The 20,231-nt window shown below is 55.4% G+C and carries 23 protein-coding genes; 15 read left to right on the forward strand and 8 right to left on the reverse strand.

Annotated elements, in window-relative coordinates; genetic code table 11:
* Positions 1-126 precede the first annotated feature (126 nt).
* From flgA to flgN, 3 genes are all read left to right on the forward strand, one after another.
* Positions 127-786, forward strand: a complete 660-nt coding sequence (gene flgA, locus LU196_RS00280) for a flagellar basal body P-ring formation chaperone FlgA (RefSeq protein WP_232757748.1) — start codon at positions 127-129, stop codon at positions 784-786.
* Positions 787-901: 115 nt separating this feature from the next.
* Positions 902-1,207 (forward strand): flagellar biosynthesis anti-sigma factor FlgM, encoded by a 306-nt coding sequence (gene flgM, locus LU196_RS00285; protein ID WP_232757749.1) that lies wholly within the window; start codon positions 902-904, stop codon positions 1,205-1,207.
* Between the two features lie 5 nt (positions 1,208-1,212).
* Positions 1,213-1,644 carry a flagellar export chaperone FlgN gene (gene flgN, locus LU196_RS00290; RefSeq protein ID WP_232757750.1) on the forward strand — a complete coding sequence of 144 codons (432 nt, stop codon included), beginning with the start codon at positions 1,213-1,215 and terminating at the stop codon, positions 1,642-1,644.
* 26 nt (positions 1,645-1,670) lie between these two features.
* Here the strand turns inward: flgN and murJ are convergent, their stop codons facing one another.
* From murJ to rimJ, 4 genes are all read right to left on the reverse strand, one after another.
* A complete protein-coding gene (murJ, locus tag LU196_RS00295) occupies positions 1,671-3,209 on the reverse strand; it encodes a murein biosynthesis integral membrane protein MurJ (protein WP_232757751.1) in 1,539 nt (512 codons plus the stop codon).
* A 121-nt stretch (positions 3,210-3,330) separates the two neighbouring features.
* Positions 3,331-4,251 carry a Gfo/Idh/MocA family protein gene (locus tag LU196_RS00300; protein ID WP_232757752.1) on the reverse strand — a complete coding sequence of 307 codons (921 nt, stop codon included), beginning with the start codon at positions 4,249-4,251 and terminating at the stop codon, positions 3,331-3,333.
* Position 4,252: 1 nt separating this feature from the next.
* Entirely contained in the window at positions 4,253-4,897 is a 645-nt protein-coding gene (locus LU196_RS00305; protein WP_232757753.1) for a YceH family protein, read from the reverse strand.
* Positions 4,898-4,906: 9 nt separating this feature from the next.
* Positions 4,907-5,503 (reverse strand): ribosomal protein S5-alanine N-acetyltransferase, encoded by a 597-nt coding sequence (rimJ, locus tag LU196_RS00310; protein WP_232757754.1) that lies wholly within the window; start codon positions 5,501-5,503, stop codon positions 4,907-4,909.
* Between the two features lie 204 nt (positions 5,504-5,707).
* On the opposite strand from rimJ, the gene grxB reads away from it, so the two are divergent.
* The 9 genes from grxB to LU196_RS00355 all read left to right on the forward strand — a co-directional run bounded on the left by grxB (position 5,708) and on the right by LU196_RS00355 (position 12,145).
* Positions 5,708-6,355: a glutaredoxin 2 gene (gene grxB / locus LU196_RS00315; RefSeq protein WP_232757755.1), complete on the forward strand. Its 648-nt coding sequence runs from the start codon at positions 5,708-5,710 to the stop codon at positions 6,353-6,355.
* A gap of 112 nt (positions 6,356-6,467) precedes the next feature.
* Positions 6,468-7,031: a lipoprotein gene (locus tag LU196_RS00320; protein WP_232757756.1), complete on the forward strand. Its 564-nt coding sequence runs from the start codon at positions 6,468-6,470 to the stop codon at positions 7,029-7,031.
* Positions 7,032-7,164: 133 nt separating this feature from the next.
* On the forward strand, positions 7,165-8,214 hold the full coding sequence (pyrC, locus tag LU196_RS00325; RefSeq protein ID WP_232757757.1) for a dihydroorotase: 1,050 nt from the start codon (positions 7,165-7,167) through the stop codon (positions 8,212-8,214).
* A 68-nt stretch (positions 8,215-8,282) separates the two neighbouring features.
* Positions 8,283-8,528 carry a DNA damage-inducible protein I gene (dinI, locus tag LU196_RS00330; RefSeq protein ID WP_232757758.1) on the forward strand — a complete coding sequence of 82 codons (246 nt, stop codon included), beginning with the start codon at positions 8,283-8,285 and terminating at the stop codon, positions 8,526-8,528.
* 146 nt (positions 8,529-8,674) lie between these two features.
* A complete protein-coding gene (locus LU196_RS00335) occupies positions 8,675-8,950 on the forward strand; it encodes a hypothetical protein (RefSeq protein WP_232757759.1) in 276 nt (91 codons plus the stop codon).
* Between the two features lie 282 nt (positions 8,951-9,232).
* Entirely contained in the window at positions 9,233-9,487 is a 255-nt protein-coding gene (gene bssS / locus LU196_RS00340; RefSeq protein WP_232757760.1) for a biofilm formation regulator BssS, read from the forward strand.
* Positions 9,488-9,591: 104 nt separating this feature from the next.
* The gene (solA, locus tag LU196_RS00345; RefSeq protein WP_232757761.1) at positions 9,592-10,707 is read left to right on the forward strand and encodes an N-methyl-L-tryptophan oxidase; all 1,116 of its coding nucleotides are present in this window, start codon (positions 9,592-9,594) and stop codon (positions 10,705-10,707) included.
* Positions 10,708-10,995: 288 nt separating this feature from the next.
* Positions 10,996-11,568, forward strand: coding sequence for a cytochrome b (locus tag LU196_RS00350; RefSeq protein WP_232757762.1), 573 nt, complete (start codon positions 10,996-10,998; stop codon positions 11,566-11,568).
* A gap of 1 nt (position 11,569) precedes the next feature.
* Complete coding sequence (locus tag LU196_RS00355; RefSeq protein WP_232757763.1) at positions 11,570-12,145, forward strand: YceI family protein; 576 nt, start codon at positions 11,570-11,572, stop codon at positions 12,143-12,145.
* Between the two features lie 43 nt (positions 12,146-12,188).
* On the opposite strand, the gene LU196_RS00360 is transcribed toward LU196_RS00355, so the two are convergent.
* A complete protein-coding gene (locus LU196_RS00360; RefSeq protein WP_232757764.1) occupies positions 12,189-13,238 on the reverse strand; it encodes a rhodanese-related sulfurtransferase in 1,050 nt (349 codons plus the stop codon).
* Positions 13,239-13,493: 255 nt separating this feature from the next.
* On the opposite strand from LU196_RS00360, the gene LU196_RS00365 reads away from it, so the two are divergent.
* The 3 genes from LU196_RS00365 to LU196_RS00375 all read left to right on the forward strand — a co-directional run bounded on the left by LU196_RS00365 (position 13,494) and on the right by LU196_RS00375 (position 15,729).
* Positions 13,494-14,417 (forward strand): Kdo(2)-lipid IV(A) acyltransferase, encoded by a 924-nt coding sequence (locus tag LU196_RS00365; protein WP_232757765.1) that lies wholly within the window; start codon positions 13,494-13,496, stop codon positions 14,415-14,417.
* 536 nt (positions 14,418-14,953) lie between these two features.
* On the forward strand, positions 14,954-15,220 hold the full coding sequence (locus LU196_RS00370; protein ID WP_232757766.1) for a hypothetical protein: 267 nt from the start codon (positions 14,954-14,956) through the stop codon (positions 15,218-15,220).
* Between the two features lie 110 nt (positions 15,221-15,330).
* Positions 15,331-15,729 (forward strand): MysB family protein, encoded by a 399-nt coding sequence (locus LU196_RS00375; protein WP_232757767.1) that lies wholly within the window; start codon positions 15,331-15,333, stop codon positions 15,727-15,729.
* 3 nt (positions 15,730-15,732) lie between these two features.
* On the opposite strand, the gene LU196_RS00380 is transcribed toward LU196_RS00375, so the two are convergent.
* From LU196_RS00380 to LU196_RS00390, 3 genes are all read right to left on the reverse strand, one after another.
* Positions 15,733-15,945 (reverse strand): YceK/YidQ family lipoprotein, encoded by a 213-nt coding sequence (locus tag LU196_RS00380; protein ID WP_232758243.1) that lies wholly within the window; start codon positions 15,943-15,945, stop codon positions 15,733-15,735.
* A gap of 137 nt (positions 15,946-16,082) precedes the next feature.
* Entirely contained in the window at positions 16,083-18,632 is a 2,550-nt protein-coding gene (gene mdoH, locus LU196_RS00385; protein WP_232757768.1) for a glucans biosynthesis glucosyltransferase MdoH, read from the reverse strand.
* On the reverse strand, positions 18,625-20,160 hold the full coding sequence (locus LU196_RS00390; protein WP_232758244.1) for a glucan biosynthesis protein G: 1,536 nt from the start codon (positions 20,158-20,160) through the stop codon (positions 18,625-18,627). The genes mdoH and LU196_RS00390 overlap by 8 nt, the downstream gene beginning before the upstream one ends.
* Between the last annotated feature and the right edge of the window lie 71 nt (positions 20,161-20,231).

A 20,231-nucleotide genomic window follows, 5' to 3' on the forward strand; every position in this document is an offset into this window, starting at 1 on the left:
GCTGACAGCTTAAGTGGAGGAATGCAAGAGCGATCGTCTGAATAGCAGCAAAAATCGCAGCTATTTTCGACATTGATTTTTTCAATACGCGCGTAAACTCTGCCCATCATTGTTCAGGAGGCGTTTATGCGCAGAACCCTTCCCTTCATCGCTGTCTGCTGTTTGCTGCTGGCGCTGCCCGCTGCGGCGGCGGATTTAACGGCACAGCTGACGCAATTTTTTAAAGCGCGCGATCCCCAGCATGCGGCAGGTATGACGGTGGTGATCCGCACACCACAGGCACAGTGGCCCACGTGTGACACGCCTGCGCTTGAGCTGCCCGGTAACAGCCGCCAATGGGGCAATTTGAGCCTGAAAACCAGCTGCGATCAGAATCGCCGTTTTTTGCAGGTGCAAGTGCAAGTGACCGGTGAGTATTTAGTGACCAGCCGCCAGATTACGCGCGGCAGCACGCTGACCGCTGATGATTTCAAACTGGAGAGCGGCCGCCTCGACCAGCTGCCGCCGCGCGCGCTCTTTGATAACAGCAGCGTTGTGGACGGCATCGCGCTGCGCGACATCTCGCCCGGTCAGCCGGTTACCGCAAGCATGCTGCGCCAACCGTGGCGCGTGAAAGCAGGACAAAATGTCATGGTAGTGGCAAGCGGAAACGGCTTTAACGCCAGCAGTGAAGGTCAGGCGCTTAACAACGCCAGTGCCGCGCAACAAGTGCGGGTACGCATGGGAAATGGTCAGGTGGTTAGCGGTCGCGTCGATGCGGATGGGAATATTCTGATATCACTCTAAAGCGAGAAAGAACACTAAAGAACACAGGTGTTCTGCCGATAGAGTTATCAACGAAGACATTACCCTAGGCTGATTCAGCAGGTTAACTCCCGCTGACCCCACAAGGAGCAAGACCATGAGCATCGACAGAACGCAGCCCCTTAACCCGGTTAGCACTGTTCAATCACGCGACGCCAACGATAACAGCGGTAAAGTGCGTCAAAATGCCGCCCCCGCTGCTCGTACTCCTACTGAGAACGGTGCGGAGGTCAAGCTGAGCAGCGCCCAGGCGCAGCTGATGCAACCCAGCAGCAAAGATATTAACACAGCGCGCGTAGAGCAGCTGAAAACCGCCATTCGTAATGGTGAACTGAAAATGGATACCGGTAAGATCGCCGATGCGCTGATTGCCGATACCAGGGCATATTTAGAGGGGAACTAATCCCAATGGATAATCTGCAGACCACGTTAGATAAAATGCAGGATGTGCTGTCGTCGCTGAGCCACGTCATGGACGAAGAGCAACAGCAGCTTTCTGCCGGCCAGGTTAATGGCAACCTGCTGCAGCGCATTTCAGAAGATAAAAGCGCGCTGCTCACCACGTTGAACTATCTGGACGAGATGCGCCGCAACGCTGAAAAGACGTGTGGCGCGCAGGCACCTTACAGTGGTCATAGCGACATTGCCCGTCGCTGGCAGAGTATCCAGCAGCACACCCGCCGCTTACGCGATACCAATACGCATAACGGCCTGCTGCTGCAGCAGCAACTCACCTTTACCCAAGAGGCGTTGGCGGTATTGAAACCGCATCAGACCCAGGCGTTTTATGGACCTGATGGCCTTGGGAAAGGGCATTCAACCCTCAGTCACAAAGCATAAAAAATCCCGCCGCGGCGGGATTTTTTTTACGCCTGCGTACGGCGGGCGAAATCTTTGGGGCGGAACCCTAACAGCGCCAGCATCACAAAGTAGCTGCCGCCGCCTACCGCACACACCGCCGCAAGCCGCAGCAGTCGCCATACCATTTGGCCCTCTTCCCACGCGGGCATCACCTGCAACAGACCTAACAGCGCGGCGGCCATAACGCCCACCGCCAGCATCAGGCGCAGCAGGAAGCTGAGCCAGCCCGGCTGCGGCTGAAAGATATCCTGTTTACGCAGTTGCCAGTAAAGCAAACTGGCGTTAACGCAGGCCGCGAGACCAATCGACAGCGATAAACCGGCGTGTTTCAGCGGTCCGATAAAGGCCAGATTCATGAGCTGCGTCATGACCAGCGTCACAAGGGCGATCTTCACCGGGGTTTTGATGTCCTGACGGGAATAAAAGCCCGGCGCCAGCACCTTCACCACAATCAGCCCCATCAGCCCCACCGAGTAGGCGATCAGCGCGCGCTGCGTCATGGCCGCGTCAAACGCGGTAAATTTACCGTACTGGAACAGCGCCACGGTGAGCGGCCCCGAGAGAATGCCCAACGCAACGGCGCACGGCAGCGCCAGCAGGAAGCAGAGGCGTAACCCCCAATCCATTAGTCGCGAATACTCGGCCTGGTTGCCGCTCGAGAAACTTTTTGCCAGCGACGGCAACAAAATGGTACCCAGCGCGACGCCAAGCACGCCGGACGGGAACTCCATCAGGCGGTCAGCGTAATACATCCATGACACCGAGCCGGACACCAGGAACGAGGCAAAGATGGTGTTAATGATCAGCGAGATTTGGCTTACCGAGACGCCGAGAATAGCGGGCCCCATTTGCCGCATCACGCGCCACACGCCGGCATCGCGCAGGTTGAGGCGCGGCAGCACCAGCATGCCAATTTTTTTTAGGTGCGGCAGTTGATAGCCCAGCTGCAGCACTCCGCCTACCACCACCGCCCACGCCAGCGCCATCACCGGCGGATGGAAATGCGGCGCGGCAAAGACCGCGAACCCAATCATGCTGATATTCAGCAACGTCGGCGCAAAGGCCGGCACCGAGAAGCGGTTCCACGTATTAAGAATGGCCCCCGCCAGCGAGGCCAGCGAGATCAACAAAATATAGGGGAAAGTGACGCGCAGCAGCGAGCTGGTCAGCGCGAATTTATCGGCGGTGTCGGCAAAGCCCGGCGCCGTAACGATGATCACCCACGGCGCCGCGATCATGCCCAGGATCGTCACCACCGCCAGCACCAGCGTGAGCAAGCCGGAAACATACGCGACAAACACGCGGGTCGCCTCTTCTCCCTGCTTGCTTTTATATTCCGCCAGGATGGGCACAAAAGCCTGTGAAAATGCCCCTTCGGCAAAAATACGCCGCAGTAAGTTGGGCAGTTTAAACGCCACAAAAAAGGCATCGGTGGCCATACCGGCACCAAAGACGCGCGCCACAATGGCATCGCGGGCAAAGCCCAGCACGCGGGAAAACAACGTCATCGAACTGACCGCAGCCAGCGATTTCAGCAAATTCATAATGTGAGGCACACCCTGAAAAGTGTCGGAAAAATGAGCGACTTAGCGCGGGCATCGGCAGATGCCCGGCGATAGTCTACTGCGGTGCAGGGAAATGACCAGCGTTGAGTGTTACAAGGGGTTATTCCTGCTCGGCCTGACGAATCAGTTTTTCTACCAGACGCTGCGCCGCCAGCGCCTGTTCACCGCTGGTTTCAGGCATCGTCTGATTTTGCACGCAGGCAATAAAGTGCTGTGCAGCGCCGGTGAAACCGCGCTGCGTTAAATGGCTTTGCCACGACGGCGGCAGATCCAGTCTCAAGCCGCTGGCGCTCTCCTGCTGCCACTCGCGCATATCGTTGATCTGGATGTAATCGCCGTCGCACACCGCCGTGACCACTTCGCGCTGCGTACCGGCGCGGCGATGCATGCTGGTGGTAACCTGCAACGCGCCAGCAGAAAAATGGTGCTCTGCATAGCGCATCTGGCCGTCGTCGTTGGTGTCCATATAGCCATGCTGATGCGCGAGTTTGCCGCCCGCCAGCCACAGCGCGGTATCCACGACGTGCAGGTAGTCATCGAGCAGCGTGAAGCGCAGATCGTGCGGACCGATGCTATCGGTGCGGTGCTTCTCAATGCGCAGCGCGGCGGCGTGCGGCATCGCGGCTTTGAGCTGCTGATAGTGCGGGGCAAAGCGACGATTAAAAGCCACCATCAGCTTTCGCCCCCGTTTCTCGGCCAGTGACACCAAGGTTTCGGCCTGATGCAGCGTCTCGGCCAGCGGTTTGTCGACGCAGACATCTTTGCCCGCCAGTAACAGCGCCTGTACCACCTCAAAATGCGAGGCGGTGCTGCTGTGTACAAACACAGCGTCGCTGGCCGCGGCCAGCGCGTCCAGCCGGCTAAAGCACGGCATGCGATAGCTGGCGCACAGCGCCTGTGCCTTCTCCTGATTCGGCGAAAAAGCCCCGGCCAGCTGCCACTCCGTGGCCTGCGCCAGCACCGGCAGCCAGGCCTTTTGCGCGATACCGCCCAATCCCACGATTCCTATCCGCAGCGTCATCTTAAGATTCCTTATTCAGTAACTGCTGCAGTTGCAGCTGCATGTGCTGTACCGTCGCCTCGAGCTGCGCCACGCGCGCTGCCAGGGGGTCGTCATCCAGGCGCTCGCCGTGATCCAGGGATGGCGCGACGGGCTCTTCATCGCCAAACAGGTGCATGTAGCGGCATTCGCGCTTGCCGGGCTCACGCGCCAGCCGCACGACCATTGCCCCCTCGTCGCGGGCGCTAAGCTGCGCCAGCGTATACTCCACCTCCTCAACATCGCTGAACGCATGCAGACGCCCGCTGCGCGAACGCAGTTCGCCCGGCGTCTGGGCGCCGCGCAGAAACAGCAGCGTCAGCACCGCCACTTCGGCACTGTTTAACCGTATATTGCCGAAGGCTGAATTGCAGAAGCGCTGCTCATATTTACTCACGCGCTGGCCAAAACCACTGTTGGCGGTGACCAGATGCTGCTTTTCCAGCGCGTCGAGCTGCGCCTGCACATCCGCTTCGCTCAGGTTCATCACGGGCTCGCGATTGGATTTTTGATTACATGCGCTCACCAGCGCATTAAGCGAGAGCGGATAGAGTTCCGGCGTGGTGACCTGTTTTTCCAACAGCGAGCCGAGAATGCGCAGCGCCTGCGCGGATAACGCCATTTTCATGAATTTTCCTTAAAATTGGCCGCGCTGACCTGGCGTCCACTCCCGCCAGGTCAGCGCGGTGAGCACGTGATCCTGCCAGCGGCCATCAATCATTAAATAATCTTTCGCGTAGCCCTCTTTCTCAAACCCCAGACGCGCAAGAAGATCCCCGCTGCGCTGATTGTGCGGCATGTAGTTGGCCATAATGCGGTGAATATGCTGCTGACGCTGCATATAGCGGATCGCCGCCTGCAGTGCTTCAAACATCATGCCTTGCCCCTGCCACTTTTCCCCCAGCGAATAACCGAGGTAACAGGCGTGAAAAGAGCCGCGCAGCACGTTGCTGAAATTCGCCACGCCACGGACTTCGTTCTCTTCCGGGTCCATCAAAATAAAATAGAAGGCCGATCCCTGTTTATGCATGTCGGCAATCAGGCTTAGCCGCGCCTGCCAGCCGGAGGGATAGCAGTGGCTGTCATCACGCACCGGCTCCCAGGGCTTGAGAAAGGCGCGGTTTTCCGCGTAATAATCTGCCAGTCGCCAGGCATCTCGCTCGTGGACTAACCGGACAACTAATCTATCGGTGGTAAGGCGCGCACGTGGGCCGGCAGAACGATAGCCAAACATCTTTTCTCCTGAAATCCATGACGTGAGAAGGGATCGCCAACGGCGATACGCTCCACTATAACCGCCTGTCCGGCTGCGGTAAAACGGTGCGGCGACCGCGTGCAGGTGCGACGCGTTTGCTGCCCTTCTCGATCTCTTCCATACTTTTCTCGCAACCGGAAAAAAAGGTGACGGCGGTCACCCCATAACCTCAGGAGATGCGAAATGAAACTCTACATTTACGAGCACTGCCCTTTTTGCGTTAAAGCACGCATGATTTTTGGTTTAAAAAACCTACCGGTAGAGCTGATTGTGATGCAGAACGACGACGAGCAGTTGCCTAACAAGCTGGTGGGGCAAAAAATGGCCCCTATCCTGCAAAAAGAGGACGGCAGCGCGATGCCCGAAAGCATGGATATCGTGCATTATATCGACAACCTGGATCGCCAGCCTTTGCTGCAAGGCAGTACCAATCCTGCCATTCAAGACTGGCTGCGCCGCGTGAATGGGTATATCAATAAGCTGCTGATCCCGCGCATTGCAGAGGCCGGCTTTGCGGAGTTTGCCACGCCCGAAGCGCGTCGCTACTTCCGTGAGAAAAAACAAGCGAGCCTGGGTGACTTTGCCGAACTGCGCAAGCACGCGCCGGGACTGATAAAAAATATCAGCGACGATTTACGTCAGCTGGATAAGCTGATTGTGAAGCCCAATGCGGTCAACGGTGAGCTGTCGGAAGACGATCTGCATCTGTTTCCTCTGCTGCGCTCCCTCACGTTAGTTGCTGGCATTGAGTGGCCGAGCCGCGTGGCCGATTACCGCGACAACATGGCAAAACAGACGCAGATTAACCTGCTCTCCTCACTGGCGGCTTGATCTTTTGCGATGGGAAACGCTGCGGCGTTTCTCATCCCTCTCCTGGTGACACCTCAATCCGATTCAGGCAGGCTATGGCTGTTTTGCCGCACAGTTCAGGATGAGGGAAAAAATGAAAAAGGCACTTTACGGGCTCACCGCCCTGTTTTTCGCGCTGACGTTGAGCGCGTGTAATCAATTAACGCAGTACACCATCAGCGAACAGGAAGTGAATCAGGCGCTGCAAAAGCGTAATAACTTTGAGAAAGACATTGGCGTGTCTGGCCTGGTCAACGCCCATATTGTTCTGAGCGAGCTGAACAGCCAAATCGGCCGGGAAGAGCCGGGTAAAGTGACGTTATCCGGTAAAGCGAACATCAGCGTTACGTCGCTGTTTGGCCCGCAGCAGGCTGAAATGCTGCTGAAAATGAAAGCCCAGCCGGTGTACAACGCCCAGGAAGGCGCCATCTATCTGCATGATTTGCAGATTATCGATGCGCAGGTGCAGCCGGAAAAAATGGCGTCGATCATGAAGACCCTCACGCCTTATCTCAACCAATCGCTGGCGCGCTACTTTAATGACAATCCGGCTTACGTGCTGAGCGCCGATCGCAGCAAGGCCGAAGCGCTGGCGAAAAAGCTCGCCAAAGGCATTGAAGTCAAACCGGGCGAGCTGGTGATTCCGTTTACCGAATAAGCGTTACCGCCGCACCTGCGGGTGCGGTTTTGTTCCCTTGAACAAAATCCCGTGCAAACGGTTGCTTACAACTCTATGATAACGCCCCGACCTAAACGCGCCCTTTCGTTTTCCTATCAGTCGGAGCCCAACAATGACAGCCCAACCCCAGCACCTCACGATTCGCCGCCCTGACGACTGGCATATTCATCTGCGCGACAACGCCATGCTTAATGCGGTCTTGCCCTATACCAGCGCGGTCAATGGGCGAGCGATTGTCATGCCCAACCTGGTTCCGCCAGTAACCAGCGTTGAGGCCGCTGTGGCCTATCGTGAACGCATTTATGCGGCGTTACCTGCAGAACACGCTTTCACACCGCTGATGACCTGCTACCTCACCGATTCACTGGATGCGGACGAAATCGAACGCGGCTATCGCGAAGGGGTGTTTACTGCGGCAAAGCTCTATCCCGCCCACGCCACCACTAACTCCAGCCACGGCGTCACCAACATTGCATCGATCGCCAAGGTATTGGAGCGTATGCAGCAGATCGGTATGCCGATGCTGGTACACGGTGAAGTGACCGCGGCGCATGTGGATATCTTCGATCGCGAAGCGCGCTTTATTGAGACGGTGCTGGAGCCGCTGCGCCAGCAGTTCCCCGCGCTGAAAGTGGTAATGGAGCACATCACCACCAAAGAAGCCGCGGAGTACGTCGCCGCCGGCAACGAGCTGTTAGGCGCAACAATCACGCCGCAACATTTGATGTTTAACCGCAACCACATGCTGGTGGGCGGCATACGACCTCACCTTTACTGCCTGCCGATTTTGAAGCGCAATATTCATCAGGAGGCGCTGCGTCAGCTGGTCGCCAGCGGCAACCGTCGGGTGTTTCTCGGCACCGATACCGCGCCGCATTTGCGCCATCTCAAGGAAGCCAGCTGCGGCTGTGCAGGTGTGTTCAACGCCCCAACCTCGCTGCCCGCCTATGCCACGGTGTTTGAGGAGCTGGGCGCGCTGGCGCATTTTGAAGCCTTCTGTTCTGAAAACGGCCCCCGTTTCTATGGTCTTCCGCTGAATGAAGGCACCCTGACGCTGGTGCGCGAACCGTGGACCGTGCAGGAGACGATCGCGCTGCCGGATAACGACACGCTGGTGCCGTTCCTCGCCGGAGAAACGCTCAACTGGCGCATCAAAGAATAAGTGCGATTCGCTTGCCTTCGAAACGGCAATACTGTACAAATAAACAGTAAACTGTTTCGGAGGCGCTTATGCGTGTTGAAATTACCGTAGCAAAAACGCAACCCCTACCTGCGGGTGCATTGGACGCGCTTAGCGCAGAACTTACTCGCCGTATTCACCGCGATTTCCCCGATGACGATCACCACGTAAAGGTGCGTTATGCAGGCGGCAATCAGCTCAGCGTGTTCGGCGGCTGTAAAGCATCTCGCGAACGCATCACGGATATCTTGCAGGAAACGTGGGAGAGCGCCGACGACTGGTTTGTTACCGATTAACCGCCACTGTGCCGTTTTTGCCGGGCGTCGCCGTCCGGCTTTTTTATGCCCGCAACTCAGCGTCCTTGAAAAAACAGAACGGGCTCTGGACGCCGGTTTAACGATCTCCTATTCTTGCCAGGTCATGCTTACAGGAGATGTTTTACATGACCACTGAAAAACCCGAAGAGGCGATGACCTTTGGCGAATTGCTCGCCTTGATTGCCGATCAGCAGCGCCGTCTGACCGTGCTGGAAAACGCCTTTACCAGCTTGACCGTATGCCTCGACGATCGTGCCAGCCAGCTGCTCGTGCACAGCCTGCTGCTGGAGGCGCAAAATCAGAATTACGACGCGCAACTACAGCAGCATTTCAGCCAGCTGGCGCTCGCGATTCAGAAGCGTAACGGACACGCTGCGCCAGAATTGTCCTCCGGAGCGTGAACACATTTTCGTTTTGCTGCGCGTTAAAGTTTTTAATTCTCACAACCGATAACTCTACTGTGAACGCAGCAAAAGCCGATTGATAAGAGACCCGCTGTTCTGGCATCTTATTATCTGCTGGTAAACAGAAGGCAAGACGCAAAAAATGTTGTCGTTTACGCGCGTCTTTGCATTTCAACGAATGAACCGTCTGTTTCATGTTATAATTACCTGGCTAGTGTAAGCATCAGCCGCATTGAACCTCAAGAAGCACTTCGTTTAACGAGTAATAAGGAGGTTATAATGGACAGAAATAAAGACGTCATTCAGACGCATCCGCTCGTGGGATGGGACATCAGCACTGTAGACAGTTATGATGCCATGATGATTCGCCTGCACTCGCTGTCATCGCAGGATCAAAAAGAAGAAGAAGCAGATGTTGGCCCAACTTACTGGCTAACCACCGATGTGGCCAGGCAGTTCATCTCAATTCTTGAAGCGGGTATCGCTAAGATTGAGTCCACAGAAGAGTACCTCCGTGATAACCAAAAGCATTAACTGCTTGCTTCGTGTAAAAAGGCACCCCCTGGGTGCCTTTTTCATATCTGCACTCTTTTGGTATGCTGTTGAAAAATTTCAGCGTTTTCGGGAGTGATGACGTTATGGTTTACGATCTGATTGTGGTTGGCAGTGGCTCAGTGGGCGCAGCGGCGGGATTCTATGCCACCCAGGCGGGCTTATCGGTGCTCATGATCGACAGCGCACATCCGCCACACAGCCACGGCACCCATCACGGAGAGACGCGCCTGATACGTCATGCCTATGGCGAAGGTGAACGCTATGTGCCGCTGGTCCTGCGTGCCCAGCAGCTTTGGGATGCGCTTGAACGACAAAGCGGAGAACGCATCATGCACCGCAGCGGTATCCTGAATCTTGCGCCGCGCACCTCGCCGTTTATCCACAATGTCGTCAAAAGCGCCGAGCAGTATCAGTTGAATGTGCAGGTGTTGCAGGCGGATGAGGTGCAGCAGCGCTGGCCGCAAATCACCGTGCCAGAAGGCTATATCGGCGTTTTCGAACCTGACTCCGGCTTTCTGAAGTGTGAGCAAGCGGTGCGGAGCTGGATAATGCTGGCCGAACAGGCAGGCTGTGCGCAGCTGTTTAACTGCGGCGTCACGGCCATTGGCCGCGATGGCGACTTACAGCAGGTCACCACGCAGGAAGGCACGTTCCGCGCCCGTAAGCTGCTGGTCAGCGCGGGAACGTGGGTAAGTCAGCTGGTCGATAACCTGCCGATAACGCCCGTGCGTAAGGTATTTGCCTGGTATCAGGCGGATGGCCGCTACAGCGAGAACAATCAGTTCCCAGGATTCACCGTTGAAATGCCGAACGGCAGCCATTTTTACGGTTTCCCGGCCGATAATAACGCCCTTAAAGTGGGGCGACACGATGGTGGCCAGCCAATGCGCGCGCCGGGCGATCGTAAACCTTTTGGCAGCGTTGCTGCGGACGGCAGTGAAGCCTTTGCTTTCTTGCGTCAGTTCCTGCCCGGCGTGGGCGTATGCCTGCACGGTGAAGCCTGCAGCTATGACAATACGCCAGACGAAGATTTCATCGTGGACACGCTGCCAGGTGAGCCTAACCGCCTGATCGTCACTGGCCTGAGCGGGCACGGCTTCAAATTCGCCAGCGTGTTAGGCGAAATCGCCAGCGATTTTGCCCAAGACAAACCTTATGCGTTTGATCTCACGCCATTTTCCCTGGCGCGCTTTGCCTAATCGCCCTGCTGGCGCCGCAGTGCGCCGGCAAAAATTGTCATCCTTACAATACGTGACACTTCTTTAACTAAGTTGACAGCAAAAGGCGCGTTTGGTTAAGACGCGCGAGACCCCTGCTATTCTCCTGGCTTTTAACACTTATCCTGTTCAATATATTTGCCTGTCTACGCGACTACTCGCTCATTAATTCTGAATGGCCCTCCCCAATTTATAGAAGGGTAAGCATCGTTGATTTTATATTTCAAAATGTAGATTCTCATTAACTCTTATTTCTTTTGAGTTAAGACTATGTGGCGTAATTCACCGCAGCATTACGGTGCCGTCTCTATTGCGCTGCACTGGGCAAGCGCGTTAACGGTCTATGGGATGTTTGCGCTCGGGCTCTGGATGGTGGGGCTGGGGTATTATGACAGCTGGTACCACACTGCCCCCGAGCTGCATAAAAGTATCGGTATTTTACTGGTTGCTGCCCTGCTGTTTCGCCTGCTATGGCGCGTTATCTCTCCACCGCCTGCGCCGCTGCGTACCTATTCTGTGACGGTACGCCGCGCCGCCGTCGCCGCGCATTGGCTGCTTTACGGCCTGTTATTCATGCTGTTCATCAGCGGCTATCTCATTTCTACGGCCGATGGCAAAGCCATTAGCGTCTTTGGCTGGTTTGCCCTGCCCGCACTTTTGCACGGAGCAGGCACGCAGGCGGATCTGGCAGGCGAAGTGCACCTTTGGCTGGCGTGGTGCGTGGTGCTGTTTTCCGCGCTGCACGCGTTAGCAGCCCTCAAACATCACATTATCGATCGCGATATCACGTTGAAAAGGATGCTGGGCTACCGCATCGCCGTTATCTCTGAAAAGGAAAAGTAATATGCTAAAGAAAACCCTGATTGCGCTCAGTGTAATGGGCATGATGAGCACCACTTATACGGCCCAAGCGGCAGAATATAAGATTGATAAAGAAGGACAGCACGCGTTCGTGCAGTTCCGGATCCAGCATTTAGGATATAGCTGGCTCTACGGAACCTTCAAAGACTTTGACGGTGCCTTCACGTTTGACGAAGCGAATCCCGCAGCGGATAAAGTCAATGTCACCATCAACACCAACAGTCTGGATACCAACCATGCGGAACGCGATAAGCATCTGCGCAGCGCGGATTTCCTGAATACAGAAAAATATCCGCAAGCCACGTTTACCTCCACATCCGTGCAGAAAAACGGCAGCGCTTATAAAATTAACGGTGATCTTACGCTCAATGGGGTCACAAAACCCATTACGCTGGATGCCAAACTGCTGGGTGAAGGCAAAGATCCGTGGGGCGGTTATCGGGCCGGATTTGAAGCCAGCGGCGAAATCGTGCTGAAAGCGTTTAACATCGATAAGGATCTTGGTCCAGCGTCGCAAAAAGCCGAACTGATTATTTCCGTTGAGGGCGTCAAGCAATAACCGCGAGCAGCCTGATGTTGATGAACATCAGGCTGCGTCAGGCTTACTTTTTCTCGGGCGCGGGAATGGTCATGCTCAGCAAGCCGCGCGACTTGTTAAACACCTTATTGCCGTTTTCACGACCCGCACGCCGCGCGCGCTGCTCTTCAGGTGGCAGCTTTGCCTCTTCCATGCAGAGCGGACTGCAGCAGTTTTCATATTTTGCCGCGCAGCTGGGGCACTGAATAAACAGCAGGTGGCAGCCATCATTTACGCAGTTGGTGTGCGTGTCGCACGCTGCACCGCACTGATGGCAGTGAGACAGGATGTCATCCGTGATGCGCTCGCCCATACGCTCATCGAAGACAAAGTTTTTACCTTTGAAGCGCACCGGCAAGCCCTGTTCACGGGCGCGACGGGTGTACTCAATGATGCCGCCCTCGATGTGGTACACATCATCAAACCCGTTGTGCTTCATCCAGGCGCTGGCTTTTTCGCAACGAATGCCGCCCGTGCAGTACATCACGATTTTTTTGTCTTTGTGGGTTTTAAGCATATCCACGGCCATGGGCAGCTGATCGCGGAACGTATCGGCAGGCACTTCAAGCGCATTGTCAAAGTGGCCCACTTCGTACTCGTAGTGGTTACGCATATCGACAAACACCGCGTCGGGATCGTCGAGCATGGCGTTAACATCGGCCGCCTTGAGGTAAGCCCCGACGTCACTGGCGTCAAAACTGCTGTCTTCAATGCCATCGGCCACAATGCGATCGCGCACTTTCAGGCGCAATACCCAGAATGATTTTCCGTCATCGTCCAGCGCGATATTCATCCGCAAATTTTCCAGCGCCGGATCGAAGGCGTACAAAGCCGCTTTCATATTTTCATACTGGCTGGCCGGCACGCTGACTTGCGCGTTGATGCCTTCCTGCGCCACGTAAATACGACCAAACACCTTGAGTTTGGTCAGCGCCACATATAGGGCATCACGGAATGCTTTGGGATCGGCAATCTGGAAGTATTTATAAAAAGAGACTGTGGTACGCGGCTCGGTTTCAGCCAGCATACGTTCTTTCAGCTCTTTATTGGAAACGAGGTTATGTAACACTGGCATGGTGAACACCTGTTAGCAATCAGAGAAATTTAGCGCGCATATGATACCTGAATTCACTCTGATGCAAACCCCATGCTGCAATTATCCTTGTGGCGCGCAGCCTGCGCGCGCGCGCAGGCCAGCATGACACGATCTCGCATCTGCCCACGCCTCGCCCGCGCCGCTGGATTTCAGTCAGCCAGAAAAAATGGCATAATCGCGCTCAACAACAGAAACCGGACTCTCTGGCACAAGACGCAGGATACTGACTTTTCCATGACGCAACTTCCGCAATTCAGACGTGAACTTCTTCATCCCCGCTACTGGCTCACTTGGCTTGGTATCGGATTTCTTTATGTTCTGGTTCTCCTGCCCTACCCTGTCCTGCACGCGCTGGGTTGCGGACTCGGCAGGCTCGCCATGCGCTTTATGAAGCGCCGCGTTCAGGTCGCACAGCGGAATTTGCAGCTGGCTTTTCCTGATATGCCCACCAGCGAGCGGGATGCCATGGTAAAGCATAATTTTGAATCCGTTGGCATGGGGCTGATTGAGACCGGCATGGCGTGGTTCTGGCCAGACTGGCGACTGCGTAAGTGGGTGCACGCCACAGGTTTGGAGCATATCACTCACGCGCTGGCTGAGAAGCGCGGCATTTTACTGATTGGTATGCACTTCCTCACGCTTGAGCTGGGCGCGCGGGTATTCGGTATGCACAATCCCGGCATTGGTGTTTACCGCCCCAATGACAATCCCCTGCTAGACTGGCTGCAAACGTGGGGACGTATGCGCTCGAACAAAAGCATGCTGGATCGCAAAGATTTAAAAGGCATGATCCGCGCCATGAAAAACAACGACATCATCTGGTATGCGCCTGACCACGACTACGGTCCGCGCAGCAGCGTCTTCGCCCCGTTCTTTGCCGTGAAAGAAGCGGCCACCACCACCGGCACACATATGCTGATTCGATTGGGTAACCCCAGCGTGGTGCCGTTCCTGGCACAGCGCCTGCCGCACGGTCGCGGCTACGAATTAAAAATCCTGCCGGATATTCGCGACAAATTCTCTCTGGAGAATGAACTTCATACCGCCACCGTTATGAACAAAGTTGTTGAGGAGACGGTGCTGCTGGCCCCTGAACAATATATGTGGCTACACCGTCGCTTCAAAACGCGGCCGGAAGGCCAGCCTTCGCTTTATTAACGCAACGGGGCAGATTTCTGCCCCGTTTTATTTCTTCCGCACTCGCTTCTCAACTGACTCGGTATTTAGCGTTTCGCTAATATTGTTATTTCCGCTCGTCAGGCCCAGCGTTCATTTCAGTAACTGCACGTTATGTTTTGCACATTGCGTTTTATTTAATGAATAAAAGGCAAGGGTAAGTTCTGTGCGTGCCTCACAGGCAGTGCAGGCCGCTCAAAAGGTAAGCCGGTTTAATAAATAACGTTGGAGCATACTGGCCCTGATTGCCTAATATACCCGGCCAATTCCTATTTAATATTGACGGAAAGGTTTAGCACGCTTATCAATGCTTTAAAATTAACTTACTTTACAAGCAATTGTCTTATTCATGAGTGTGCTTATATTAATAAAAACAAAAAACAAAGCTTTTTATTACTTTCTGTAATTTGTCGGTGAAATCGATTCCCGCTAGTTTCGGAAACGGCAGTTAGCACAAAAACTGCACAGCAAAAAAAATAATAAGACGACACCCAGCAAATCTCTCAGGATTCTATTCTATGAATAAAGGCATCTACTACTACGTGACTATCGGGACCGATCATGACGGTTATCATTTGTTGCACCGAAAAGAGTGTAAGCGGCTGCCTGATAAAGCCGACATCATTTTTATCGGCACGCTGTATAACCTCAATCAGGCATTAGCCACTGCCAGAATTAACTTCAAAAAGGTGAAGCCCTGTATCAAATGTTGTATCCGCTACGCTGCCCCCGTGCGGCATGAGTCCGTACGGCCAGTGCTGCATTTTCCGCAAAAAGTGCTTTAAGCGGCGAGGGGCAGTGGTGGCTTAACTGCCCTTTCGCTTCGCTGCGCCAGCACGCTGTGATTTTTCGTCTATTCTTCTGGAAATCACTTTTATTAGACAAGGAGTTTACCATGAGCCTGTTTAGCACGCTGGAAGAAGCGATTGAAGCCGCACGAGAAGAGTTCCTTGCCAACCAGCCGGGGACAAATCAAGAGGAGGCTGATGTCAGCCAGTTTGCACTGCAAAAATATGTGATGCAGGACGGCGACGTAATGTGGCAGGCGGAATTTTTTGCCGACGAAGATGAGCAAGGCGAGTGCCTGACCATGCTCACTGACGAAGCCGCTCAGGCCGTGTTCGACGGCGATTACGATGACGTTGAACTGCGACAAACGTGGCAAGCGGAAAATACCCTGCACGAGTGGGATGACGGCGAATTTCAGCTTGAGCCGCCGCGCGAGCTGGAAGAAGGTGAAGCGGCTGCGGAAGAGTGGGAGGACGACAATAGCCCTTCCGACAACCTGAGTTAAGGGTTATTCATACGGACCATGGTGGGCATCGACAGGCAACAATAAGGTGTCCATCACCAGCGAGAGCGGAAGATCCAGAATGGTCACCAACCGCCATGGTCCATCACGCACATCCCATTGTACGCCGGGAAAATACTGATTACCGTGGCCTTGTCCCGGCACCGTCCGGCTGATAATGCTGCCGCAGCCGCTCAACAGCAGGGCTAGCAAGCCCATCGCAATGAATCTGAACAAGCGTTTTACGCTCCCTTTGATTCGCACGAGAGTGCGTAATCTGCCCTTGCCAGCGACCTTATTTTGCCAGCCCCGAAATGAAAAAAAGCGGCATTGCTGCCGCTTTTTGGTGTCATCGTTTAGCGCTGTGGCAGCGCCTGCGGATTCAGCGTCAGTTTCTGATAGCTCTCAACCCACTGATGATATTTATCGGCGCTCTCCCACAGTCGGGTGTGAACGCGCGCCAGCACCACGGGATCGCTGATCAGCTGCAAACGCTGTTCGCGATTCAGCTTCTCAGGCGCCTCGCTCAACGCCTGATCGACCCGGCGATCGCGCGCGTGATCCAGCAGCGTACTTTGCTTGTGGCGCGACGTCGCCAGCGCGGTCGCCAGCGCGTTGAAGGCAGGGTTAAACAGCGCGTGCATAAAGCCGTGCTTCAACGCCCGCTCGCGGTTGAGCTGCAGGTAATGATCGGTATCCACCAGCTCTTTCGGTGGCTCAAACTCTTCCGGGATCAGGAACAGCTTCGCGCGCTTGCTTTTCAGACCCACGGTTGAGCGACTCGACATCACCGAGACAAACGGCGAGAGAATCAGCGACACCACGATAGGCGCCAGCCACCATAGGAAGTTGAGATCCAGCACGCCCATACCTACGGCCCACACGATACCCAGCAGCATCTGAGAACCGTGGCGACGGAATGCTTCGCTCCACGGCGTAGCGTCATCATCGCGCTGCGGAGAGTTCCAGACCACTTCCCAGCCCAGGAACGCGCTGACCACAAACACGGTGTGGAACAGCATGCGCACCGGCGCCAGCAGCACCGAAAACAGCATCTCCAGCAGCAGCGAAACGAACAAGCGGATTGCGCCACCGTAAGGCTTCGCGCCTTTGAACCAGATCAGCACAACGCTGAGCAACTTCGGCAGGAACAGCAGCACCAGGGTGGTCGAGAACAGCGCAATCGCCAGATCCGGACGCCACTGCGGCCACACCGGGAACAGCTGACGCGGCTGCAGGAAGTAGGTTGGCTCCATGAGCGTATGCACCACCTGCAGCGCGGTAGAGAGCGCAAGGAACATAAACCACAGCGGCGCTGACAGGTAAGACATCACGCCCGTCAGGAACACGGCGCGGTGCACCGGGTGCATCCCTTTAACCAGGAACAGACGGAAGTTCATCAGGTTACCATGGCACCAGCGGCGGTCGCGCTTGAGTTCATCCAGCAGGTTTGGCGGGAGTTCCTCGTAAGAGCCCGGCAGATCGTAAGCGATCCACACGCCCCATCCAGCGCGGCGCATCAGGGCAGCTTCCACGAAGTCGTGCGACAAGATGGAACCGGCAAACGACCCTTCACCCGGCAGCGGAGCCAACGCACAGTGCTCGATGAAGGGCTTCACGCGGATAATGGCGTTGTGGCCCCAATAGTGCGATTCCCCCAGCTGCCAAAAGTGCAGACCAGCGGTAAACAGCGGGCCGTAGACGCGCGTTGCAAACTGCTGGCAGCGTGCATAGAGCGTATCCATGCCCGACGCTTTCGGCGACGACTGAATAATACCGGCGTTGGGATTGGCTTCCATCATGCGTACCAGCCCGGTCAAACATTCACCGCTCATGACGCTATCGGCGTCCAGTACCACCATGTAGCTGTAGTTGCTGCCCCAGCGACGGCAGAAGTCATCGATGTTGCCGCTTTTGCGCTTCACGCGACGACGACGACGACGATAGAAGATTTTCCCTGCGCCGCCGACATCACGCACCAGCTCCATCCACGCTTTCTGCTCGGCGATGGCGATGTCAGCGTCATAGCTGTCGCTGAGGATGTAGACATCAAAGTGCTCGGCATTGCCGGTGCGCTTCACGGATTCCCAGGTCGCGCGCAGGCCAGCGAACACGCGTTCGACGTCTTCATTACAGATAGGCATGATCAACGCGGTGCGATGCGCCGGATTGATTGGCTCATCGCCAGTGGTGGAGTACGAAATACTGTACTTGTCGCGGCCAATCAGCAGCTGCAGGAAGCCCATGAGCGCCGTCCAGAAACCGGCCGACACCCAGCAGAACAAAATGGCAAACAAGAAGAGAATGCCGGTTTGCAGGATATAAGGCAGCACCAGCTCCACCGACTCCAGCCAGTTCTGATTAAACAGCTCAAGCGGATCCAGCAGCGTCCAGCCTTGATAAGGCAGGATGGTCTTCATGTACCACGTCGCCACGATCGTCTGCGCCAGCGTCAGAAACAGCAGCACGTAGCGTCGCATGGACCCCACGTGACGCCACTTGTCTTCAGCCTTTTGCTCTTCTACCGTTGCGTAGCGCGGCGTGTTCTTCTGGCCGCGCAGCGAAGCCCAGGCGCGCGCAAGCGGGTTGGTACGCCAGGCTTCCGGGAACATCAGAGAACGCTTCACTTTCGGCATGGCCTTAAGTGTGGTGCGTCCAAGATAGTCTTGGCTGAATTGCTCACCGTCCGCTACGGCATCTGGCCAGGCCATCTGCACGCGGGAGGAGACCGATTTTAACGGCGCGTCATCAGGACGTTCGCTGGCGGCAATGTCATGCCCCAGCAGCGTATGAATGGCGTGAAACGCCTGGGCGTTCTGCAGCGAATCGCTCAGGCGGGCGCGCCCCGCCGCATCAAGCGGCAGGGCTTCCACATACGATTGAGGTAAATAAGTCGATTTATTCATTGGCAGGTAACTGATAGCTCCAGGTTTCCGTCAATGTCTTGTCACCGCTAACCAGCGCGGCGCGCATTTCCGTCGGCTGTTTGGTATCTTTCACACGCAGACGCAACACCAGGCGCCAGCCTCTTGTGACCGGGTTGTAGCGAACATTCTGATCGACCACTTCGCCATTTTTCCCCACGCTCACCTGCGGCGCAACTTGGGTATCTTCTGGCAGTTTGCTCATGTCTTTGCCGGTGAAATCCACGGTAAAGGCAATTGTGCCGTCCGGCTGACGCACCAGGTTGGACTGCTTCACATCCCCCGCCGAGCGCAGCGTGTCTTTCACCCAAGCCACGTCATTCTGATGCAGCTGATTCTCATCGCGCGTGAAATGCAGGCGATACTGGAAGTTCATCTCTTTGCCCGGTTCCGGCAGCGTTTCCGGCGTCCAGAAAGCAACGATGTTGTCGTTGGTTTCGTCTGCGGTTGGAATCTCTACCAGCTCAACGCGCCCTTTGCCCCAGTCACCCTGTGGCTCAACCCAGCCGCTTGGACGTAAATCGTAGCGATCGTCCAGATCCTGATAGTGGCTGAAGTCACGACCACGCTGCAGCAGACCGAACCCTTTTGGATTCTCGACGGTGAAGGTGCTCACGGCCAGATGTTTCGGATTGTTCAGCGGACGCCAGATCCATTCGCCGTTACCGGCATGAATAGACAGACCGTTGGAATCGTGCAGCTCTTCACGGAAGTTTGCTACCGGCGAAGGCTGGTTAGCCCCAAACAGGAACATACTGGTAAGCGGCGCTACGCCCAGTTTGCCGACGTTATCACGCAGGTAAACTTTCGACTGCACGTCCACCACCGACTCTTTGCCGGGCTTGATCACAAAGCGATACGCACCCGCCGCGCGCGGCGAGTCCAGCAGCGCATAAATCACCAGCTGTTTGTCCTGCGGTTTTGGCCGTTCGATCCAGAATTCTTTAAAGCGCGGGAACTCTTCGCCGGACGGTAACGCGGTATCAATGGCCAAACCGCGCGCCGACAAGCCGTAGACCTGGCCTTCGCCAATCACGCGGAAATAGCTGGCGCCGAGGAAGCTGGAAATCTCGTCGTCTTTCCCTTTTTTATTCAGCGGGTAAAGCACCTTAAAGCCCGCAAAGCCCAGGTTCTTCACCGCATCAGCGTCGTGTTTTACGTTGCCGAAATTGAAATAGTCCGGGTTGTATTTGATTTCACGCACCGAAGATGCAGTGACTTCATTGATTTTTACCGGCGTATCGAAATACATGCCCTGATGATAAAATTCGAGCTTAAACGGCGTGCGCAGTTTGCCCCAGTATGCTTTATCGTGGTTAAACTGAATTTGCTGATAATCAGCAAATTTCATTTCACGAAACTGAGAGGGTAAATTGCTTTTCGGCGCTTCAAAACCTTTCCCTGCCAAGGCCTTAGCCTGTTTTGCAACGTCATCAATGTTGAACGCCCAGCTATTATTGGCATACAACGCCAGTAGAACAGCCGCGCCTACCCAGCGCATCGGCATCAGTCCAACTTTATTTTTTTCAGTATTCAGCACATCCCCCCCTTTCGTGTGCTTAGATCAAACTCGCTCATCTT

Source organism: Pantoea sp. Mb-10 (assembly GCF_021272205.1).
GTDB lineage: Bacteria > Pseudomonadota > Gammaproteobacteria > Enterobacterales > Enterobacteriaceae > Pantoea.